The 18,000-nt window shown below is 60.8% G+C and carries 16 protein-coding genes and 1 tRNA gene; 9 read left to right on the top strand and 8 right to left on the bottom strand.

Annotated elements, in window-relative coordinates; translation table 11 throughout:
• Positions 1–50: 50 nt before the first annotated feature.
• From ACP15P_RS06925 to metZ, 6 genes are all read right to left on the bottom strand, one after another.
• Complete coding sequence (locus ACP15P_RS06925) at positions 51–1,022, bottom strand: glutaminase (RefSeq protein WP_424927776.1); 972 nt, start codon at positions 1,020–1,022, stop codon at positions 51–53.
• Positions 1,023–1,048: 26 nt separating this feature from the next.
• Entirely contained in the window at positions 1,049–1,489 is a 441-nt protein-coding gene (locus ACP15P_RS06920) for a DUF6446 family protein (protein WP_424927775.1), read from the bottom strand.
• Positions 1,486–2,409, bottom strand: a complete 924-nt coding sequence (locus ACP15P_RS06915) for a glycine--tRNA ligase subunit alpha (protein ID WP_424927774.1) — start codon at positions 2,407–2,409, stop codon at positions 1,486–1,488. Before ACP15P_RS06915 ends, ACP15P_RS06920 begins: the two co-directional genes overlap by 4 nt.
• Before the next feature lie 82 nt (positions 2,410–2,491).
• Positions 2,492–3,943 carry a TrkH family potassium uptake protein gene (locus ACP15P_RS06910; protein ID WP_424927773.1) on the bottom strand — a complete coding sequence of 484 codons (1,452 nt, stop codon included), beginning with the start codon at positions 3,941–3,943 and terminating at the stop codon, positions 2,492–2,494.
• A gap of 55 nt (positions 3,944–3,998) precedes the next feature.
• Complete coding sequence (folE2, locus tag ACP15P_RS06905; RefSeq protein ID WP_424927772.1) at positions 3,999–5,096, bottom strand: GTP cyclohydrolase FolE2; 1,098 nt, start codon at positions 5,094–5,096, stop codon at positions 3,999–4,001.
• A 222-nt stretch (positions 5,097–5,318) separates the two neighbouring features.
• A complete protein-coding gene (metZ, locus tag ACP15P_RS06900) occupies positions 5,319–6,500 on the bottom strand; it encodes an O-succinylhomoserine sulfhydrylase (protein ID WP_424927771.1) in 1,182 nt (393 codons plus the stop codon).
• Positions 6,501–6,867: 367 nt separating this feature from the next.
• On the opposite strand from metZ, the gene hemP reads away from it, so the two are divergent.
• The 6 genes from hemP (at position 6,868) to ACP15P_RS06870 (ending at position 12,609) form a co-directional block, all read left to right on the top strand.
• Positions 6,868–7,047 (top strand): hemin uptake protein HemP, encoded by a 180-nt coding sequence (gene hemP / locus ACP15P_RS06895; protein WP_424927770.1) that lies wholly within the window; start codon positions 6,868–6,870, stop codon positions 7,045–7,047.
• Positions 7,044–7,529, top strand: a complete 486-nt coding sequence (locus ACP15P_RS06890) for a hypothetical protein (protein WP_424927769.1) — start codon at positions 7,044–7,046, stop codon at positions 7,527–7,529. Before hemP ends, ACP15P_RS06890 begins: the two co-directional genes overlap by 4 nt.
• An 18-nt stretch (positions 7,530–7,547) precedes the next feature.
• Positions 7,548–8,810: an imelysin family protein gene (locus ACP15P_RS06885; RefSeq protein WP_424927768.1), complete on the top strand. Its 1,263-nt coding sequence runs from the start codon at positions 7,548–7,550 to the stop codon at positions 8,808–8,810.
• A 153-nt stretch (positions 8,811–8,963) separates the two neighbouring features.
• The gene (locus ACP15P_RS06880) at positions 8,964–10,517 is read left to right on the top strand and encodes a di-heme oxidoreductase family protein (RefSeq protein WP_424927767.1); all 1,554 of its coding nucleotides are present in this window, start codon (positions 8,964–8,966) and stop codon (positions 10,515–10,517) included.
• 3 nt (positions 10,518–10,520) lie between these two features.
• On the top strand, positions 10,521–11,531 hold the full coding sequence (locus tag ACP15P_RS06875; protein WP_424927766.1) for an imelysin family protein: 1,011 nt from the start codon (positions 10,521–10,523) through the stop codon (positions 11,529–11,531).
• A gap of 1 nt (position 11,532) precedes the next feature.
• The gene (locus tag ACP15P_RS06870) at positions 11,533–12,609 is read left to right on the top strand and encodes a DUF1513 domain-containing protein (RefSeq protein WP_424927765.1); all 1,077 of its coding nucleotides are present in this window, start codon (positions 11,533–11,535) and stop codon (positions 12,607–12,609) included.
• Between the two features lie 114 nt (positions 12,610–12,723).
• On the opposite strand, the gene ACP15P_RS06865 is transcribed toward ACP15P_RS06870, so the two are convergent.
• Positions 12,724–12,798 (bottom strand) — tRNA-Gly (locus ACP15P_RS06865).
• A 291-nt stretch (positions 12,799–13,089) separates the two neighbouring features.
• Here ACP15P_RS06865 and ACP15P_RS06860 point away from each other — a divergent pair.
• The 3 genes from ACP15P_RS06860 (at position 13,090) to mazG (ending at position 16,983) form a co-directional block, all read left to right on the top strand.
• Positions 13,090–14,814, top strand: coding sequence for a putative bifunctional diguanylate cyclase/phosphodiesterase (locus ACP15P_RS06860; protein ID WP_424927764.1), 1,725 nt, complete (start codon positions 13,090–13,092; stop codon positions 14,812–14,814).
• A gap of 66 nt (positions 14,815–14,880) precedes the next feature.
• Positions 14,881–16,101: a cytochrome P450 gene (locus ACP15P_RS06855; RefSeq protein WP_424927763.1), complete on the top strand. Its 1,221-nt coding sequence runs from the start codon at positions 14,881–14,883 to the stop codon at positions 16,099–16,101.
• Positions 16,102–16,131: 30 nt separating this feature from the next.
• Complete coding sequence (gene mazG, locus ACP15P_RS06850; RefSeq protein WP_424927762.1) at positions 16,132–16,983, top strand: nucleoside triphosphate pyrophosphohydrolase; 852 nt, start codon at positions 16,132–16,134, stop codon at positions 16,981–16,983.
• On the opposite strand, the gene ACP15P_RS06845 is transcribed toward mazG, so the two are convergent.
• Entirely contained in the window at positions 16,969–17,706 is a 738-nt protein-coding gene (locus tag ACP15P_RS06845) for a sulfotransferase family protein (RefSeq protein ID WP_424927761.1), read from the bottom strand. The genes mazG and ACP15P_RS06845 overlap by 15 nt on opposite strands.
• Positions 17,707–18,000: the final 294 nt, after the last annotated feature.

Below are 18,000 nucleotides of genomic sequence, written 5' to 3'. Positions count from 1 at the left end.
CCCAAGGTCAAGTCAAAACAGGACAACAGCGTCCGTCACGGCCGGTGCCGTCAGTCGCGGTCCGGTATGCGGCCAAACACGGACCAGCCCGTAGCCCGGACCAGTTCTTCCAAAGCCCGCGTTCCGAGCAGGGAATTGCCCTTGGCATCGAGCCCCGGGCTCCATACGGCGATGGAGGCCACACCTGGCATAACGGCCAGAATACCACCGCCAACGCCGCTTTTTGACGGGATGCCAATCCGAAACGCAAACTCACCCGAGGCATCATACTGCCCGCAGGTCATCATCAACGCCATCAGGCGCCGCGCCCGGTCCGCGTTGATGGAGGCATCCGTTGCCCCGATGGGTATACCGGCACAGGCCAGATACATCCCCGCCGTCGCCAGCTGGCGGCAGGTCATCGCGATACTACAGTGATTGAAATAGGTGGTCACCACATCCTCAACACTGCCGCGCAGATTGCCCTCCGCCGCCATAAACTGCGCGAGAGCCCGGTTGCGCGCACCGGTCAGCCGCTCGGACCGGGCCACGTTCCGGTCCACGTACACCGACCCGTCATGGGCCAGCCTGCGGCAAAGACCCAGCATGTCATTGGTTGCATCCTTTGGGCTCAGACCCTCCATGATCACGTCCGCAACCACGATGGCGCCGGCATTTATGAACGGGTTCCGCGGCACGCCCTTCTCGTATTCAAGCTGGACGATGGAGTTGAATGGATCGCCACTCGGCTCCCGGTTGACGCGTTTCCAGAGCGCCTCGCCCACCTTTTCCAGGGCAAGCGTCAGGGAAAAGACCTTGGAAATACTCTGGATTGAAAACGGCACATCACCGTCCCCGGCCACCACGGCCCGCCCGGTGTCCACCGGCACAATCGCCATGCCGAACCGGTTGGGATCCACTTTGGCAAGTTCAGGAATGTAGTCCGCGACCTCTCCCCGCTCGGTTTCCTTTGCGAGCCGGGCGACGATGTCATCCACAAGTTCCTGAAGTCTGCGATGTTTCGCATCCGATGCTTCAGACATGGTGTCTCCCCAACCCGAACAGCGGTTTATTCCGCGAATTCCTCGCCCAACTGCCGCCACAGATAGACCGAACCATCAGGGTAAACCGCCGCCATGACGTCAAACCCTTCAGGGTTCTCGCCGGCCACCAGTTTTGCATCAGCCGTGCCATCCTCCAGATCCCTGGTAATGCGCTCGGCATCAAAGCACCCGAACCAGGGTGGTGGTGTCAGGGGAACCGGTTTCTCCGCTATCGGCATGCTTGCGAACACCGAGCTATCCGCCTCAAAGCACGCCCGCAGTTTCAGTGGAGAGGTCGGGGCATCAATCATATCGATATTCGACACGGGGATCACGGTCCCGCCAAACACAAGCTCATCGCTTTCCTGATCCCTGTCGTAGAAGGCGAAGAACTGGAAATAAACCAGGGCTACCGCGAACACCGCGACGAAAGCCCCGAACCACAGGATCAGCCTGCGACCGCTCACGCCTCCGCGCCGCCTGCCGCGTCCGTGGTCAGATACGCGTCCGCACAGGCCTTCGCCAGCGCCCGCACCCGGCCGATGTAAGCCTGGCGTTCCGTAACGGAAATCACGCCCCGTGCGTCGAGCAGGTTGAACGTATGGCTTGCCTTGATGCACTGGTCATAGGCCGGATGCGCCATAACGATCCGGCGGCCCGCGTCGTCCGTGTCCGCGGCCGCAAGAATACGTCCGCATTCGGCCTCGGCATCCTCAAAATGGCGCAGCAGCGTTTCCACATCCGCCTGATCGAAGTTCCAGCGCGAGTACTCCTGCTCGGTCTGACGGAACACGTCGCCATAGGTCAGGGGGATCGGCGCGTCGGGATTGTTGAACGGCATGTCCATCACGTGATCCACGCCGAGCACATACATCGCCAGCCGCTCCAGACCGTAGGTCAGTTCCCCCGATACGGGCGAACAGTCATGGCCGCCCACCTGCTGGAAATAGGTGAACTGGCTCACCTCCATCCCGTCGCACCAGACCTCCCAGCCCAGCCCCCAGGCTCCGAGTGTCGGGCTTTCCCAGTCATCCTCAACAAACCGGATGTCGTGCAGCGTATTGTCGATCCCGATGGCTTCCAGAGAGCCAAGGTACAACTCCTGCAGATCCGGCGGCGACGGTTTGATCAGAACCTGGTACTGGTAATAATGCTGCAGACGGTTGGGGTTGTCTCCATACCGTCCATCGGTCGGCCGCCGCGAGGGCTGTACATAGGCCGCAGCCCAGGATTTGGACCCGAGCGCACGCAGTGTCGTTGCCGGATGAAACGTCCCCGCACCCACCTCCATGTCGTAAGGCTGCAAAACCGCACAGCCTTTTTGCGCCCAGTAGGACTGCAGGCGGAGGATGATTTCCTGAAAGCTTCGGGGGGCTGCATTTGCCATGTAAACAGGTCCGGTGTCAGATACGGATTTCGAGATGACCCTTTAGCAGCCACACGCTTGAGGTCAATCAGGACCGGCGCCCTCAGCCGCGCCAGAAGGCCACCGTGAACAGCACGAAAACCGACATCAGTTCAAGCCGCCCGATCAGCATCACGGTCGCAAGAACCCACTTGGCCGCCGCCGGAAGCCCGGAGAAATTCCCGGCCGGCCCGATTTCATCGCCCAGACCCGGCCCAATATTGGCAATTGCAGTGGCCGCACCCGATACGGCGGTCACCGGATCGAGCCCGATCATCATCAGAAGGATTGCTGACACCGCCATGGTCAGGAAGAAGAACATGAAAAAGACCATGACCGAATTCAGAATGTCATCGGACACCGGCCGGCCCTCATATCGCGGGGTATAGACCCGGTTCGGGCTGTGAAGCTGCTTCACCGCCGCCGAAACCGCCGAAAACATCAACTGGTAGCGGAAGATCTTGGCCGAACAGGCCGTTGATCCTGAACAACCGCCCAACAGGCCGAGCACGAAGAACATCGCCGCCGCGGTCGGTCCCCAGAGCTGATAGTCCGCGCTCGAATACCCCGTCCCGGTGGAGATGGAGGCGATATTGAAGATCACCTCCCGCAGTGCGGATTCGCCAAATGCCTCCTCGGCTTCCAGGGCATAATCGATGGAGAGGATCAGGACGAAAGCAGCCAGAACCAGAATGAATGTCCGGATCTGTGTATCCCTGAAAAAGGGCATGGCCGTGCCGTTGATCAACTGCAAAAACCGCACGAACGGAAGCGCCGAGAGGATCATGAAGATGATCGCGACGTAATGTGTCGCGGCATTAAACTCCGCGAAGGAACTGTCCTGATTGGCCATTCCGCCGGTTGAGGCCGTGGTCATCGAGTGCACCAGCGCATCGAACGAGCCCATCCCCGCAAAAGTGTAGCCCATGAAACAACCGAAGGTCAGAGCGGCGTAGATCATGGTCAACGACATGGCGATCTCACCGGCCCGTGGCAACATTTTGCCCATCGTGTCGAAGGCCTCAGACCTGAAGATTTGCATGCCACCGACCTTCAGAGTCGGCAGAAAAACCATTGCCACCACGACGATGCCAAGCCCACCAAACCACTGCAGCATTCCGCGCCACAGCAGGACGCTGTGCGACATGTACTCAAGCCCGGTGAACACGGTGGCGCCGGTCGTGGTCAGGGCCGACATGGCCTCGAAAAAAGCGTCCGTAAAAGACGCATTGGGCTCGCCCAGCCAGAACGGCAGCGCGCCAAAAAGAGGAAAAACCGCCCAGACCCCGGTAGCGAGCAGGAAGCTTTCCTGGACGCCAATATCCTCACGGTCGCTGTTGGAGCATGCAAGCGCCGTGACCGTACCCACCATGATGGTAAGGATGGCGGAGGCCGCGAACGCTCCGGCGTTTCTGTCGCCCACATGCAGGTCCGTGAACAGCGGTATGAGCATGAAGCCGCCCAACGCAGCCACAAGCCAGCCAATCACGTATCCCACGGGCCTGATGTCAATCATTCGGGATCGTTGGCCCGACCCGTGCGTACTGTCAAGTCACTGATCGTGCCGGGAATCAGCCGGTGTGATAAAGGCTGTCAAAGGTGCGCGGATCGAAGCTTGCCTGATGGAAGGTTTCGCCGTGTGTCAGGATGGAAACCGCGTCGTGGCTGTGCAGTGATTCCTGATGGCTTGCCACCACCCGGAAATCGCCAATGCGGTCATCCTGTTCCAAGCTTTCACACAACAACCGAACCGCATCCTCTACGAAAATCGGGTTTGCCGCGTTCAGTTCCGCGAAGGCCTGCTCATCCTCCCGCTTTACCATGACCTGGGTTTCGGTCGGGATGGCCTGGTTGCACAGATCCACCACATCCTCGAACCACAACACGTCATCGCCCACAAGTTCCACCGACACACGCGCCACCGATCGTTGTGAATGCGGCGTGGCGAGCTGGTTGCGGGTCTGGCGGGCATGTTCGGAGAGTTCAAGCGAACAGGGGCAGGTGGAGGAATAAACGTAGTCGAGATGCAGAATACGCTGGGTTTTATCCGCGTTCTTCACCATCTCCAGGGCCACGTTGTAATACTGGTAGCCATCAAGCCCGGACCGCAGCGAGCGTTTCATCATCGGGAACTTGAGGCGCATCTGGATGCGGGCGTCGAACGAGTCGAGATCGCTGAGGTACGAATCCAGCACCCCGTCGATCACTTCAAACGAAAACGATTTCTCTGCGTGGTCATAAAATGACCGGATGATCCGGCTCATGTTGATGCCCTTCTTGTTGGCATCAAGCGAAACCGACCCGGTCACCGAAGTTTCCAGTTGCAGGTCACCGCCATCACGCGACCGGAAGCGGATCGGAAGACGGAAATTGGAGATGCCGACGTGCTGGATCTTCTTTTTGGAGCCCTTGATCAGGCTTTCCGGCCCGTTCTGAAGGTCCGGGAGCATGGACCGGTAGGCCTCATCAACCCGCATGTCGGACGGATAGGTACGACTGAAGTCCGGATAGGCATCCGTTGCCGCCGGCCTGCGCCGTCGCGTTGACTGACCTGTTTCATGCTGTGGAGTTTCAGTTACCGAGGACTCGGACGAACCTGTCTGGGTATTTGCTACATACAACCTGGTATCTCCCTCGGTCCGCACCTTCGTCAGAAGATGAAAGACCACTTTCCCAACGTGGCATCGGCACGGTGCCACTCGTTAAGCTGCCGAAAACCTACATAATTCAACCAAAAGTTGAAAACAAAAACTTTGGGAAATAGATCACATGACGATCAAATGCTCAGATATTTGTTTGTAATTTATTAATCGTTACAAAAAAGCAACACACCCTTTAGTCACATTCCGGAGAACATAACAGGAATGTTGCTTTACTTTCCAATCAAACAGTTAACAGGCATCCAGCCCCTGCATCAGATCGGCGATAATGTCAGCCTCGTCCTCCAGACCGACCGACAGGCGTATGAGACCGTCGCTGATCCCGAGTTCCGCCCGCAGTTTCGGCGACAGCCGCTGATGCGTCGTGGTGGCAGGATGCGTGACAAGCGTCTTGGAGTCCCCGAGGTTGTTGGTAATCAGACAGACCTTGAGCGCATTCAGAAAAAGGAATGCCGCCTCCTTGCCACCGGAAAGCTCCAGCGCCAGCATGGTCCCGCCGCAATCCATCTGGCGCTGGACCAGTTCCGCCTGCGGATGATCCTCAAGCCCGGGGTAAATCACCCTGCTCAGTTTGGGATGTCCCTGCAGTGCACGCGCAATCGCGTCAGCCGACCGCGCCTGTGCCCGACACCGCAGTTCAAGCGTTTCCATGCCCTTGAGCATTACCCAGGCGTTGAACGGGCTGAGCGCGCCACCGGTATGCTTGAGATACGGCTCGAACACGCCGCGGATAAATTCCTTCGTGCCCAGCACGATCCCGCCAAGGCAGCGTCCGCCGCCATCGATATGTTTGGTCGCCGAATAGATGATTACATCCGCGCCCAGATCGATGCTGCGCTGAAAAATCGGTGTTGCAAACACGTTGTCCACCACAACCATCGCGCCGACCGCATGGGCCAAATCGGACACCGCCTTCAGATCCACCACATCCAGCGTCGGGTTCGACATGGTTTCAAGGAACACAAGTTTCGTGTCCGGCCGGATGGCTTCGCGCCACTGGTCGTTGTCAGTGCCGTCGACAAAGGTCACCTCCACGCCAAACCGGGGCAGCAGCGTCTCGGTGATGTAAAGACAGCTTCCAAACAGGGCCCGGGCCGAAACGATGTGATCCCCGGCTTTCAACTGGGAGAACAGTGCCCCGTTGACGGCCGCCATGCCTGATGCCGTCGCAAAAGCGTCCTCCGTTCCCTCGAGAATCGCCATCCGCTCCTCGAACATGCGAACGGTCGGGTTGCCGTACCGGGCATAGATGAACTCATCATCGCCAGATTCAATGAACCGCGCCTCGGCCGATTCCGCCGTTGGATACACAAATGCCTGAGTCAGAAAAATCGCTTCCGACATTTCACCGTACTGACTCCGGCGCGTGCCTCCATGAATCAGATTGGTACGGTTTTTCCACGTGTCGGTCATTTTTTCCAACCCGCCTTCGCGGGCCCTTTCAGGACAGTATTTTCAGAGAAGACGGCATATCGGGCCGCCGGTCAAAATGGCTTAGCCACTGGATATGCACCGGTCAATGGCGCGTCGCCAAACCCCGGTCAGATATCGGCTTTTATGCCCGGCAAATTCCGGCCGCAACACGGATTTTTTATTCCGACCAAAAAAGTCGGGTTGACTATTCCGATAAACTTACTCAGGTTTGATCCAGATCAAGTAATCCCGCTCATTTGGGAAGCCGAGAGATTACAGCCCGAAGGTCTCAGCCAGTGCGAAACGCGAATTGCGAGCGAAAGATCCTGATCAAAGAGCGGACCGTCAAGGTGGAAGGAACAGACAGATGAACATGCGCACCGCACCGGAAATTCTCAAGCCAACCCGGGAATCGCTCGCACCGGCAACACCCGCCTGGAATGCAACCGACCTGACCAGGGGCGGCGTTCAGGCCCGCATCGTTCTGGACGACAAAACCTATACCCTGCGCATCACCCGCGCAGGCAAACTGATCCTGACAAAATGAACCAGCCCCTCCCCATGCGCGGCGCGAAGGCCGTGGGTGTGATGGACGAACTGACCGGCATTGAGGCCGCGTCCGTGATCTATCTGCGCCTGTGGTTTTCCGGATCGAGGGAACAGGCCCGCGTCCGCTCCGACCTCTTCATGGCCCTGGGCCGGGAACAGGGCGACCGCGCCCTGCGCTCCTTTGAAAACCTCTGCGAACTCTGTGTCCGTCACGGGCGCAGACCGATCATGCGCCATTCGGTGGAGTGCCGCTGCCTCGGCTCGGACGAATCCTGTTTTGCCAATTTCATCGCCACTGCCGCAGACGGCCAGCGTGAGGACGCGCTGCTCATTGCAACGCTACTGGTACGGCCCGATGTCGCACCGCTCGTCGCGTCGCTGGCCGCCGAATTCGGGCTGGCCCTCAAACGGATGCGGTTGGGAGAAAAAACCACCGTAAGCGTTCCATCGCACAGACCCAACAACAACACACTGCACTGAAACCGAAGGACAGACTGAATGAAACGCAACTTCCTGATCTCCACAGCCATGGGCCTCGCCCTCGCCACGCCAGTCATGGCGGTCGAGAAAAGTGCAGTCCTGGAAACATACGCCAATATTGCCGAGGCTGAATATGGCGACAGCCTGACCACGGCCAAAGCCCTCCAGTCCGCCATCAGCGAACTCGTCGCCAACCCGTCGGCCGAAGCCCTGCAGGCGGCCAAATCCGCCTGGCTTGCGGCCCGCGTACCCTATCAGCAGACCGAGGTTTTCCGCTTTGGCAATGCCATCGTCGATGACTGGGAAGGCAAGGTAAACGCATGGCCGCTCGACGAGGGACTCATCGATTACGTCGATGCCTCCTATGGCGGCCCGACCGACGAAAACGAATACGCGGCCCTGAATGTCCTCGCCAATCCCAGCTTCACGCTCTCCGGCACCGAGATTGACGCCTCCAAAATCACGCCCGCCCTCATTGAGGAGTCGCTTCAGGAAGCTGATGGTATCGAATCCAACGTGGCCAGCGGCTACCACGCCATCGAGTTTCTGCTCTGGGGTCAGGACCTGAACGGTCACGCCCCGGGTGCGGGCAACCGTCCCTGGACCGACTACGCCGCCGGTGAGGACTGCACCAACGGCAACTGCGACCGTCGTGGCGAATACCTTCAGGCCGCCGCTGACCTGCTCGTCTCCGATCTCGAATGGATCACGGCACAGTGGGGCGCCGATGGTGAGGCCCGTACCGGCCTGATGGATAATCCGGACGCGGGCATTTCCGCCATGCTGACGGGCATGGGCTCACTTTCCTACGGCGAACAGGCTGGCGAGCGGATGCGCCTCGGTCTCATGCTCAACGACCCGGAGGAGGAACACGACTGCTTCTCCGACAATACCCATAACAGCCACTACTATGACGGTCTGGGCATCCAGAACGTCTACCTGGGTGAGTATGTCGGCGTTGACGGAACGGTAGTTTCCGGCCCATCGCTTTCGGACCTCGTCGCTGAAACCGACCCGGAACTTGATGCCGAGATGCGCGAAAAACTCTCCGCAACCATGCTGGCCCTCGGACGCATCAAAACGGCGGCGGAAGCGGGCTACTCCTACGACATGATGCTTGAGCAGGGCAACGCGGCCGGCGAAGCACTGGTCATGGGTGGCGTCAATGGCCTGATCGACCAGACCCGGTCCATTGAGCGCGTCGTCACGACCCTCGGTCTCGACCAGATCGCCTTCGAGGGCTCCGACAGCCTCGACAACCCCAACGCTGTTTTTCAATAAACTTCATCAACACGCATGGCGCGGCCCGTCCGCGCCATGCTCCAATTTCCTTCCGGCCTGGTGAGCGGAATGTGAGCCGTTCCGATATTGCAAATCGGGGGCAAAGCGCCCATTGAACGCCGCAATACCGACCGCAGCCGGACCCACGACGCCATGACCAACCAGCCCCGTCACACATCTTCTGGATGGCGCGCCCCGGCAACCGCGATCCTGTTGGCGCTCGCGCTCCTGCCCGGCACCGCTCAGGCGGGCCCTCTGGACGAGCCGCACCTCAACATTATACCGCGCACCGCGGAAGAACGCGAACGCATCGCGGCTGTTACCGGCCTCACCCAGGATTTCACTGCCGCCGAGCGGTTTGAGGAAATGTCCGCAGGCGCCGCCACCGTCCGCGCCCGCACCACCGCCGATGCTTTCTCCGACTTCTCAGGCAATCTCGAATTCAGCGAGGAACTGGACTTCAAGGTCGGCAACGGACTCTTCAAGAAAATCTGGGTCTCTTCGCCCTCCTCCACCCTGGCCTCCGACGGCCTCGGTCCGCTTTACAACGCCCGCTCCTGCCAGCGCTGCCACATCAAGGACGGACGCGGCCACCCGCCCGAAGCGAACGACGACAACGCCGTTTCCATGTTCCTGCGCGTCTCGGTCCCCGGCGATCCGGAGGACATCACCGCCGATATCGAGGGCTGGTTCGCCACCCTGCCCGAACCCACCTATGGCAGCCAGCTTCAGGACCTGGCCGTCACCGGCCACGCGGCTGAATACAGGCTCGACGTGACATGGGAGGAAATCCCGGTGGAACTGGCAGGCGGCGAAACCGTCAGCCTGCGCAAACCCGACTGGAAAGCCGCCGATCTCGGCTACGGCCCGATGCACCCCAACACCATGATCAGCCCACGTGTCGCCCCGCAGATGATCGGCATGGGCCTTCTTGAGGCCATTCCCGCCGCCGACATCCTCGCCAATGCCGATCCCGATGATGCGAATGGTGACAGCATCTCCGGCAAGGCCAGCATTGTCTGGTCCGACGAATATCACCAGCCCATGCTGGGGCGCTTCGGCCACAAGGCCGGCAACCCAACCGTGCGCCAGCAGGCGGCCCAGGCCTTCGCGGGCGACATGGGCATTTCCTCGCCGCTTTACCCTGCAGGCTCCGGCGAGTGCACGGCCACCCAGACGATCTGTATCGACGCGCCCCACGGCGACGGCGACGACCGGGAATTCGAGATTGACGATGACGGCCTCGAACTCGTGACGTTCTACAGCCGCAACCTCGGCGTTCCGGCGCGCCGCGACGTTGGCGACCCGCAGGTTCTGCGCGGGAAACAGGTTTTTTATGAAACCGGCTGCGCCGACTGCCACCGTCCCGCCTTCGTCACCCACCGCCTGAAGGACCGTCCCGCGCAAAGCTTTCAGCTCATCTGGCCCTGGACGGACCTGCTTCTGCACGACATGGGCGAGGGTCTGGCCGATGACCGCCCGGAAGGCCGTGCCTCGGGTCGGGAATGGCGCACTGCGCCGCTATGGGGCACCGGCCTGACCGAACAGGTCAGCGGCCACAGCTATTTCCTCCACGACGGCCGTGCTCGGAACCGCCTTGAGGCCATTCTCTGGCACGGCGGCGAGGCGCAGGCCTCCCGCGACCAGGTCATGGACCTGCCCAAATCCGACCGTGACGCCCTCATCAGATTTCTGGAAAGTCTCTAATCCATGCGCATCCTGGCCCTGATCCTCCTTCTTCTCCCGATCGCGGCCCAGGCCGACGACCATGCCCAAAGCGTTGAGACCATCGTGAACGAACACATCCTGCCCGGCTTTGAGCGCTTCGATAGTGCCGCAACAAACCTGGCTGATACGGCAACTGACCACTGTGAACCCGAATCGGAAGAGCTGCGTGCCGCCTGGAACGCGGCATTTGACGCCTGGCTCGGCATCAGCCACCTGCGCTTCGGCCCGACCGAGACCGGTGACCGCGGCTTCGCGCTCGACTTCTGGCCCGACACGCGCGGCGTCACACCCAAAACCCTGGCAACACTAATCGCGGACGAGGACCCCATCGCGGAAAGCCCGGAGAGTTACGCCGAGGTTTCCGTCGCCGCCCGCGGCTTCTATGCGCTGGAATTCCTGATCTACGACCAGGCCATCTCCACAGCCGGCGACCCGGCATACCACTGCACCCTCATCCAGACCGTTACTGCAGACATCGCCAAAATGGCGGGCGATATGGCCGATGAGTGGAATACCGTCTGGTCGGAACAGATGCTGTCGCCATCGCCGGACGGTCTCTGGCACACTGATGAGGAAGCCGCCCGCGAACTGTTCAAGGCCCTCACCACCGGTCTCGAATTCACCGCCGACACCCGTCTCGGGCGCCCTCTCGGCACCTTCGACCGCCCACGACCCGCCCGCGCCGAAGCCCGGCGCTCGGGCCGTTCCCTGCGCAACGTGCAGCAGTCCCTCGCGGCACTTGAGGATCTGGCCCTCGGGTTCGGCCTGACCGACGAGACCCTGCGCGCCTCGCTCGAATCCGTGTTCGCCCGCAGCCAAAAGCTCGCCGCGAACCTCGATGATCCCGTCTTCGCGGGCGTGGATCAGCCCCAGTCCCGCCTGCGCGTCGAAATCCTACAGCAATCCATCGGTGACATTCGTGACGTGGTCTCCCAGGGCGTTGGCCCCTCGCTGGGCATCGCCGCCGGGTTCAACTCCATGGATGGTGACTGACATGAACGCACGCCGCCGCTTCCTCGCCGGAATGCTGGCCGCCGGCGTCATTCCCAAAACCGGCTGGGCCAGCGCGGGAATGCCCGCATGGCTCGCGGCCGCCGGAACCCAGGATGGCGGCTTCGTGCTCTGCGGCATCACCTCCGCGCGGGAAATTGCCTTTCGCATCCCCATACCGGCCCGCGGCCACGCCGCTGCGGCACATCCCACAAAACCCCACGCCGTGGCCTTCGCCCGGCGACCTGGCACTTTCGCACTGGTGATTGACTGCGCCACAGGCGAGGTGAGATCCCGCCTTGCCTCACTACCGGGACATCATTTTTATGGCCACGGGGCCTTCTCCGCCGACGGTTCCGTTCTCTTCACGTCCGAGAATGACTACAACAGGGCCCGCGGCATGATCGGCGTCTGGGACGCGACGGACGGCTACCGGCGCATCACGGCGTTTGAGAGCGGCGGCATTGGCCCCCACGACATCAAACGCCTGTCCGGTACCGACACGCTGGTCGTGGCAAATGGCGGCATTGAAACCCATCCGGACAGCGGCCGCGCCAAACTGAACCTCGCGACCATGCAGCCCAATCTCAGCTACATCGCGGAAGGTCAGGTGACGGAAACCGTGACCCTGCCCCGCGACCTGCGCCTCAACTCCATCCGCCACCTGGCCCTGTCAAAAACCGGAACCGTCGCTTTCGGCATGCAGTGGGAAAGCGCCGGACATCCCCGCGCTCTGGTGGGCCTGCACAAACGCGGTGCCGAGCCCGTTCTCTGCACGGCCCCGGAGCACGTAACCCGCGAAATGCAGGGCTATGTCGGCAGCATTGCAATGGACAACTTTGGCGAGCGTATAGCCGTCACCTCACCACGCGGTGGTGTGGTACAGACCTACGACGCAACCACCGGAAATTTCGTCAGCAGTCACCCGCAAACCGACGCCTGCGGCGTTGCTTCCAACGGCACGGGTTTCACCGTGACGGACGGCACCGGGGGAATAGCCCGCCTCGGAAACGGCTCCAACGACCGGCGCCGGGTCGATGGTCTGATGTGGGACAACCACCTCGTACCGGTCGGCACCTGAGCCTTACACGCCACTGACCGCTCCATAAGCGTCACCGCGCAACCGCATCAAACTTTAAGGAAAAACGGAACATGGCCCCCGAGGGGGGAGGTATCCGTCCATGTTCTGGTAAATTGGAGCGGGCGATGAGATTCGAACTCACGACCCTAACCTTGGCAAGGTTATGCTCTACCCCTGAGCTACGCCCGCATCCGTGAGGCGGTGTATAGCCAAAAGCGTTTGAGGGTGACAAGGGGCAAAACGACGCTTCCGCAAAAATAATTTCACAGTTTTTCGAAGCGGTCACCGCACCGGGATTTCCCGCCCCCAACCGTGCCGATTCATTGACAGCCCAACCCTGTCACGGCACCATGTCAGCGCAGCAAAAACCATAAGCCCGTGCAAATACCTGGCAAAAAATTACTCCGCCATTAATCAATAATTATGCTGCGGCGGTTTGTAGTTCGGACAGTTAACGGTGAATTTTGTTGAAAGTGTGCGATGAGTGTTCTCAATCCAGACGGCCGGCCGGAAATGTCGCTGCTGAGACTTGCGGTAGCGCGGCTGGGGATTTCCGCAATGGGGGTCTATATTCTGGAAGGCGACGGGGCGCGATTATGGACATCCACCGCTGACTTCTCGCTCAACCAGTCCCGGTTTTCCCGAAATGACCATCAGGGCTGGACGGAACTGCCCAAACCCCTGCGCCACGCGCTCGCAACCACCGGTGCCAGCCGACTCACTACGGTCCAGACCGGCATCCACTGCGAATTCATCACGCTCATGCCGATCTGGCGAAACAGCGCGCCGATTGGCTTTATCCTGATGATCGATCCTCGACGCCGCTGGCTCGGCCCCCGAGCGGCCCAGGGCATGCAGGACACGGCACAGCTCTTTGCCTCGCTGATCGCCCATGCCCGTCCCGAATCCGTTCCCCCGAAAGAGGCGCGTGACGATTCGACCGCAGCCATCCCCGACGACACCCTGCGCAACAGCGTCACACGAATGGTTCAGTTCGCCCATCTGGATGCGATGGAGATCATCAACTCCTCGATCCTCCTGATCGACATCGACCGATTTCACGAAATCAACGAGGCCCTTGGTGCCGCGGTGGGCGACACGCTCCTCGCCGCAACCGGCAGCCGCCTTCGCGACATCCTCGGCCCGGGTGATCGCATGATCCGCCTCGAATCGGACCGCTTCCTGGTCATCACGCCGCGTCCGGCGCCGGAGCTACCCGATTTTGCCGGAATGCTGATCGACTGCGTTTCTGAAGCACACAACATCGATGGCCGCGACATCTCCCTACAGGCCACCATGAGCCTCGTGCCCGCTCTCGATGGCGACAACACCGCCGCCAGCATGTTCCTCCACGCGGAACTCGCCCTGCGCCGTGGCAAACGCGAGGGCGGCAACCGCATCGTCATGCACGACCCCCGGCTCGACGCGGCACTTCAGGACAACAGCCGTCTGAAACTCGATCTGGCTGAAGCCATGGAAAACAATGGCCTGCAAATCGTGTATCAGCCCTATTTCGACCTCGCCGGTGATTCCGTCTCCGGATATGAGGCGCTGATGCGCTGGACCCACCCCGAGCGCGGCAACATGCAACCCTCCCAGTTTATCGGCCTGGCCGAGGCCTCCGGTCTGATCCTGCCACTGGGTGCCTGGTCGCTGAACCGCGCCCTCTCCGACGCCGTGGGCTGGGACGGTGATTTCCGGCTCTCGGTCAACATCTCCGCGCTGCAGTTCCACCAGCCCGAATTCGTCGACCAGGTTGACGCGGCCCTCGCCCGAAGCGGCTTCCCGGCGGAACGCCTGGAACTGGAACTGACCGAGACCGTACTGCTCAATGAGGAGCCGGGAACCGTCCGCCGCATCAAAAGCCTCATCGACCGGGGCATCCAAATCGCCCTCGATGATTTCGGAACGGGCTACAGCGCGCTGTCCTACCTCTCGCGCATTCCCCACCACCGCATCAAACTCGACCGCAGTTTCGTCCAGGACCTCGAAAACCCGGCCACGGCAGAGCTTATCCGCGCCATCATCCAGTCCGCCCGCGCCCAGGGCATCAAGGTCACGGCCGAAGGCATCGAAACCGAAAAACAGCTGCGCCAGGTTCGCGAATTCGGTTTCACCCATGCCCAGGGTTTCCTGATCGGCCGCCCCGTCGATGAGCCGATGGAGGTTGCCGATACGGGCGGCCCCAGCGCGATTTCCGTCTGACGCCCTCTTACCAGACCACTCACGCAATGATACTGCCTCTGCCTGTCACGACAGAACGGGGGCGGCATGCAGGAACTCTCACAGGATCAGCGGGATCCGGAATTCGTCCAGAACCCATATCCTTTCTATAAACGCGCCCGCGCCTGCGGTGATCTTTTTCACTGGACGGAATACGGCTTCCCCTGTGCCGCAGGTCATGCTGCCGTCAACGCCATCCTGCGCGACCGCCGGTTTGGGCGGGAACCAGCGGAGGACCAGAAACCGCAACGCCCCGCCCACCTGAAAAACTTCTACGCGGTCGACGAGCTTTCCATGCTCGACCGCGAGCCACCGGTCCACACGCGGCTGCGCTCACTCGTCCTGCGGGCCTTCACCTCCCGCCGCATCGCGGGCCTTACGGGTGACATCGAGGCCATCACGATCAACCTTCTCGACCGGATGGACGGCGACAGTGTGGACCTCCTGCCTTGCTTTGCCGAACGCCTGCCCGTCGAGGTGATTGCGAGGCTGCTCGGCGTACCGGGCGAGATGTCGGACCAGCTTCTCAAATGGTCCCACGACATGGTTGCCATGTACCAGGTTCGCCGCGACCGGGAGATTGAGGACCGCGCTGACCAGGCCGCCGCTGAGTTTACCGCGTTTCTCCGGGATTACGTGGAGCAGCGCCGCAGTTCCCCGTCCGATGACCTGATCTCCGAACTCATCTCTGCCGAATCCGAAGGCTCCAAACTTACCACGCTTGAACTCATTGCCACCTGCATCCTGCTCCTGAACGCGGGCCACGAGGCTACAGTGCACGTCATTGGCAACGGCCTGACCTCCATCTTCAGCGAGGGTCTCAATCCGACCGAGCTGTTTGCCAGTGAGGCCACCACGGCCAAAACCGTCGAGGAAATGATCCGCCACGACCCGCCGCTGCACCTCTTCACCCGAATGGCGAAGGACGACGTCGAGATCTTCGGTCACAGGTTCCGGCGCGGCGACACAGTTGGATGCCTCCTGGCCGCGGCAAACCGTGATCCGGCAGTTTTTGAGGATCCCGACCGCTTCAATCCCGACCGGCCCAACGCCGCAGCCAACCTGTCCTTCGGCGCAGGCATACATTTCTGCATCGGTGCCCCCCTGGCCCGCCGCGAACTCATTGTCGCGCTGCCGCTTCTTTTTGGCCGCTTTCCGGACCTGACACTAGCCAGCCCACCGGACTTCGCCGACCGCTATCACTTCCGCGGCCTGACCACGATGCCCGTCACATTGATCCCAGGCACCTCACGCGCTACACGGCCCTAACGGGAACAGCATCAGGACGGGGCGCAGAGCATGAACGAAAATTCCGGCAAAACCGCCTCGGACGCTCTGGTCCGCGACCCCGAAGGCGGCATTCCCCGTCTTCTGGAAATTATGGCCCGACTGCGCGAGCCGGAGACCGGCTGTCCCTGGGACATTGTCCAGACCTACGAGACCATCGCCCCCTACACCATCGAAGAGGCCTACGAGGTCGCCGACGCCATCGAGCGCGCGGCCTTTGACGAGCTGCGCTCGGAACTTGGCGACCTGCTCCTCCAGGTAGTCTATCACAGTCGCATGGCGGAAGAGCAAAACCGCTTCGCCTTTGCCGATGTGGTGCGGGACATCTCGGACAAAATGCTCCGCCGCCATCCACACGTGTTTGGCGATGACAGCCGCGACAAGTCACCGGAACAACAGGTCGCGGACTGGGAGAAGATCAAGGCGGCCGAGCGTGCCGAAAAACCGGAAACCGCCAGTGTCCTCGACGGCGTTGCCGCGAGGCTGCCTGCGCTGACCCGCGCCGTCAAACTTCAGAACCGTGCGGCACGAGTGGGATTCGACTGGCCCAATGCCACCTCCGTCCTCGACAAAATTACTGAGGAAACGGAAGAACTCGTTGCCGAGATGAACGGTGGCAACGAGGACAAAATTATCGAGGAATATGGCGATCTGATGTTCGTGATGGCGAACCTTGCCCGCCACCTGAAAATCGACCCGGAGGCCGCCCTGCGCGCCGCCAATGCCAAATTCACCCGGCGCTTCGGCGCGGTGGAGACAGCCCTGGCGTCCCAGGGCCGCACGCCGGATCAAAGGACTCTTGAGGAAATGGACGCCCTCTGGGACGCCGCAAAACTTGCCGAGCGCGCCTCAGAAAAGAGCTGACAGAATCAGCAGCAGAACCAGCGCCCCGGCCCCAAGAGCCGCGAGAATCTTATAGGCCCGCTTTTTGCTGTTACGCACCGACCGCATCAGGTTGGCCCGCTCGTTGACGTTCGGGAATTCCTTCTCCGGCACCTCAACGCCCAGAAACTCGCAAAGCGGCTCCCAGCCCTGATCAACGGAGAATACCAGCAGACGCTCAGGCGGGATCGCGGCCTTCACTTCCTCGATATGATTTTCGTACCGCGCCTTTGCCTTTTCGCGGTCCTCCATCGTGCCACGCAGGAACCGCTGCCAGATGAGCTTGCGCGCCATCTCGCCAAACCGCCGTTCCTTGGAGGTGAAGATCTCCAGCACCTTGTACTGCCAGGTGTTCTGCGTGAAATAGATCGTGTCCATTGTGCTGTCGTACCACGCATCGGCCCCACGCGGATGCAGGGTCAACAGCACCTTCGCATCCGGATAGGCCTCGGCCAGTTCCTTCCAGACACAGCATGCAGGATTGTCGAGCGCCGCCGAGTAATTCTTAAAGACCTTCTCCCAGTCATGCTGGGTCCCCGGCTCGGAATTCGCAACCTGCCGCCAAAACTCGACGTGGTCGCGGTTGGCCGGGTTCTGGAGCAGTTCAACCATATGATAACAGGGAAACCCGAGCTCGTTGAGCGCGGCATAGGTCGACATGGTCCCCGTACGGCCAAAGCCCGCACCGATTACTTTGAGTGTCACAGTATTACTCCGATCAGCTTTTCGAATCCCCAAACAACGTTACAGCCCTTATCCCCCCGCGGTCCACGATTGGAAACAAACATGCTAAACGCGCCTCAAATACGCACAAAATCACCAACTGTTTTTGTCGCCATTACCCGCAAAATCTTTGGGCAATTGCGCGCCAAACGGGCGGGCTGCCCCAATTAATTGCAATGGCACAACTTTAACGCTCACAGCACCCCCGGTCAGTCGCAGTATGTCCGTGAATCAGGTAGTATAAAACCGAAGCCCAAAAATATGTGATGCACAGCA

This window comes from Amaricoccus tamworthensis, from assembly GCF_049800875.1.
GTDB classification, from domain to species: domain Bacteria; phylum Pseudomonadota; class Alphaproteobacteria; order Rhodobacterales; family Rhodobacteraceae; genus Amaricoccus; species Amaricoccus tamworthensis.
This window is presented reverse-complemented; position numbering and strand designations above follow the sequence as displayed.

Excerpts from the sequence above, each read along its gene's own strand:
- ACP15P_RS06875 (WP_424927766.1), top strand. The coding sequence starts at position 10,521 with ATGCGCATCCTGGCCCTGATCCTCCTTCTTCTCCCGATCGCGGCCCAG.
- ACP15P_RS06910 (WP_424927773.1), bottom strand. The coding sequence starts at position 3,943 with ATGATTGACATCAGGCCCGTGGGATACGTGATTGGCTGGCTTGTGGCT.
- ACP15P_RS06860 (WP_424927764.1), top strand. The coding sequence starts at position 13,090 with ATGAGTGTTCTCAATCCAGACGGCCGGCCGGAAATGTCGCTGCTGAGA.
- ACP15P_RS06885 (WP_424927768.1), top strand. The coding sequence starts at position 7,548 with ATGAAACGCAACTTCCTGATCTCCACAGCCATGGGCCTCGCCCTCGCC.
- ACP15P_RS06870 (WP_424927765.1), top strand. The coding sequence starts at position 11,533 with ATGAACGCACGCCGCCGCTTCCTCGCCGGAATGCTGGCCGCCGGCGTC.
- metZ (WP_424927771.1), bottom strand. The coding sequence starts at position 6,500 with ATGACCGACACGTGGAAAAACCGTACCAATCTGATTCATGGAGGCACG.
- ACP15P_RS06855 (WP_424927763.1), top strand. The coding sequence starts at position 14,881 with ATGCAGGAACTCTCACAGGATCAGCGGGATCCGGAATTCGTCCAGAAC.
- ACP15P_RS06915 (WP_424927774.1), bottom strand. The coding sequence starts at position 2,409 with ATGGCAAATGCAGCCCCCCGAAGCTTTCAGGAAATCATCCTCCGCCTG.
- mazG (WP_424927762.1), top strand. The coding sequence starts at position 16,132 with ATGAACGAAAATTCCGGCAAAACCGCCTCGGACGCTCTGGTCCGCGAC.
- hemP (WP_424927770.1), top strand. The coding sequence starts at position 6,868 with ATGAACATGCGCACCGCACCGGAAATTCTCAAGCCAACCCGGGAATCG.
- ACP15P_RS06890 (WP_424927769.1), top strand. The coding sequence starts at position 7,044 with ATGAACCAGCCCCTCCCCATGCGCGGCGCGAAGGCCGTGGGTGTGATG.
- ACP15P_RS06880 (WP_424927767.1), top strand. The coding sequence starts at position 8,964 with ATGACCAACCAGCCCCGTCACACATCTTCTGGATGGCGCGCCCCGGCA.
- ACP15P_RS06925 (WP_424927776.1), bottom strand. The coding sequence starts at position 1,022 with ATGTCTGAAGCATCGGATGCGAAACATCGCAGACTTCAGGAACTTGTG.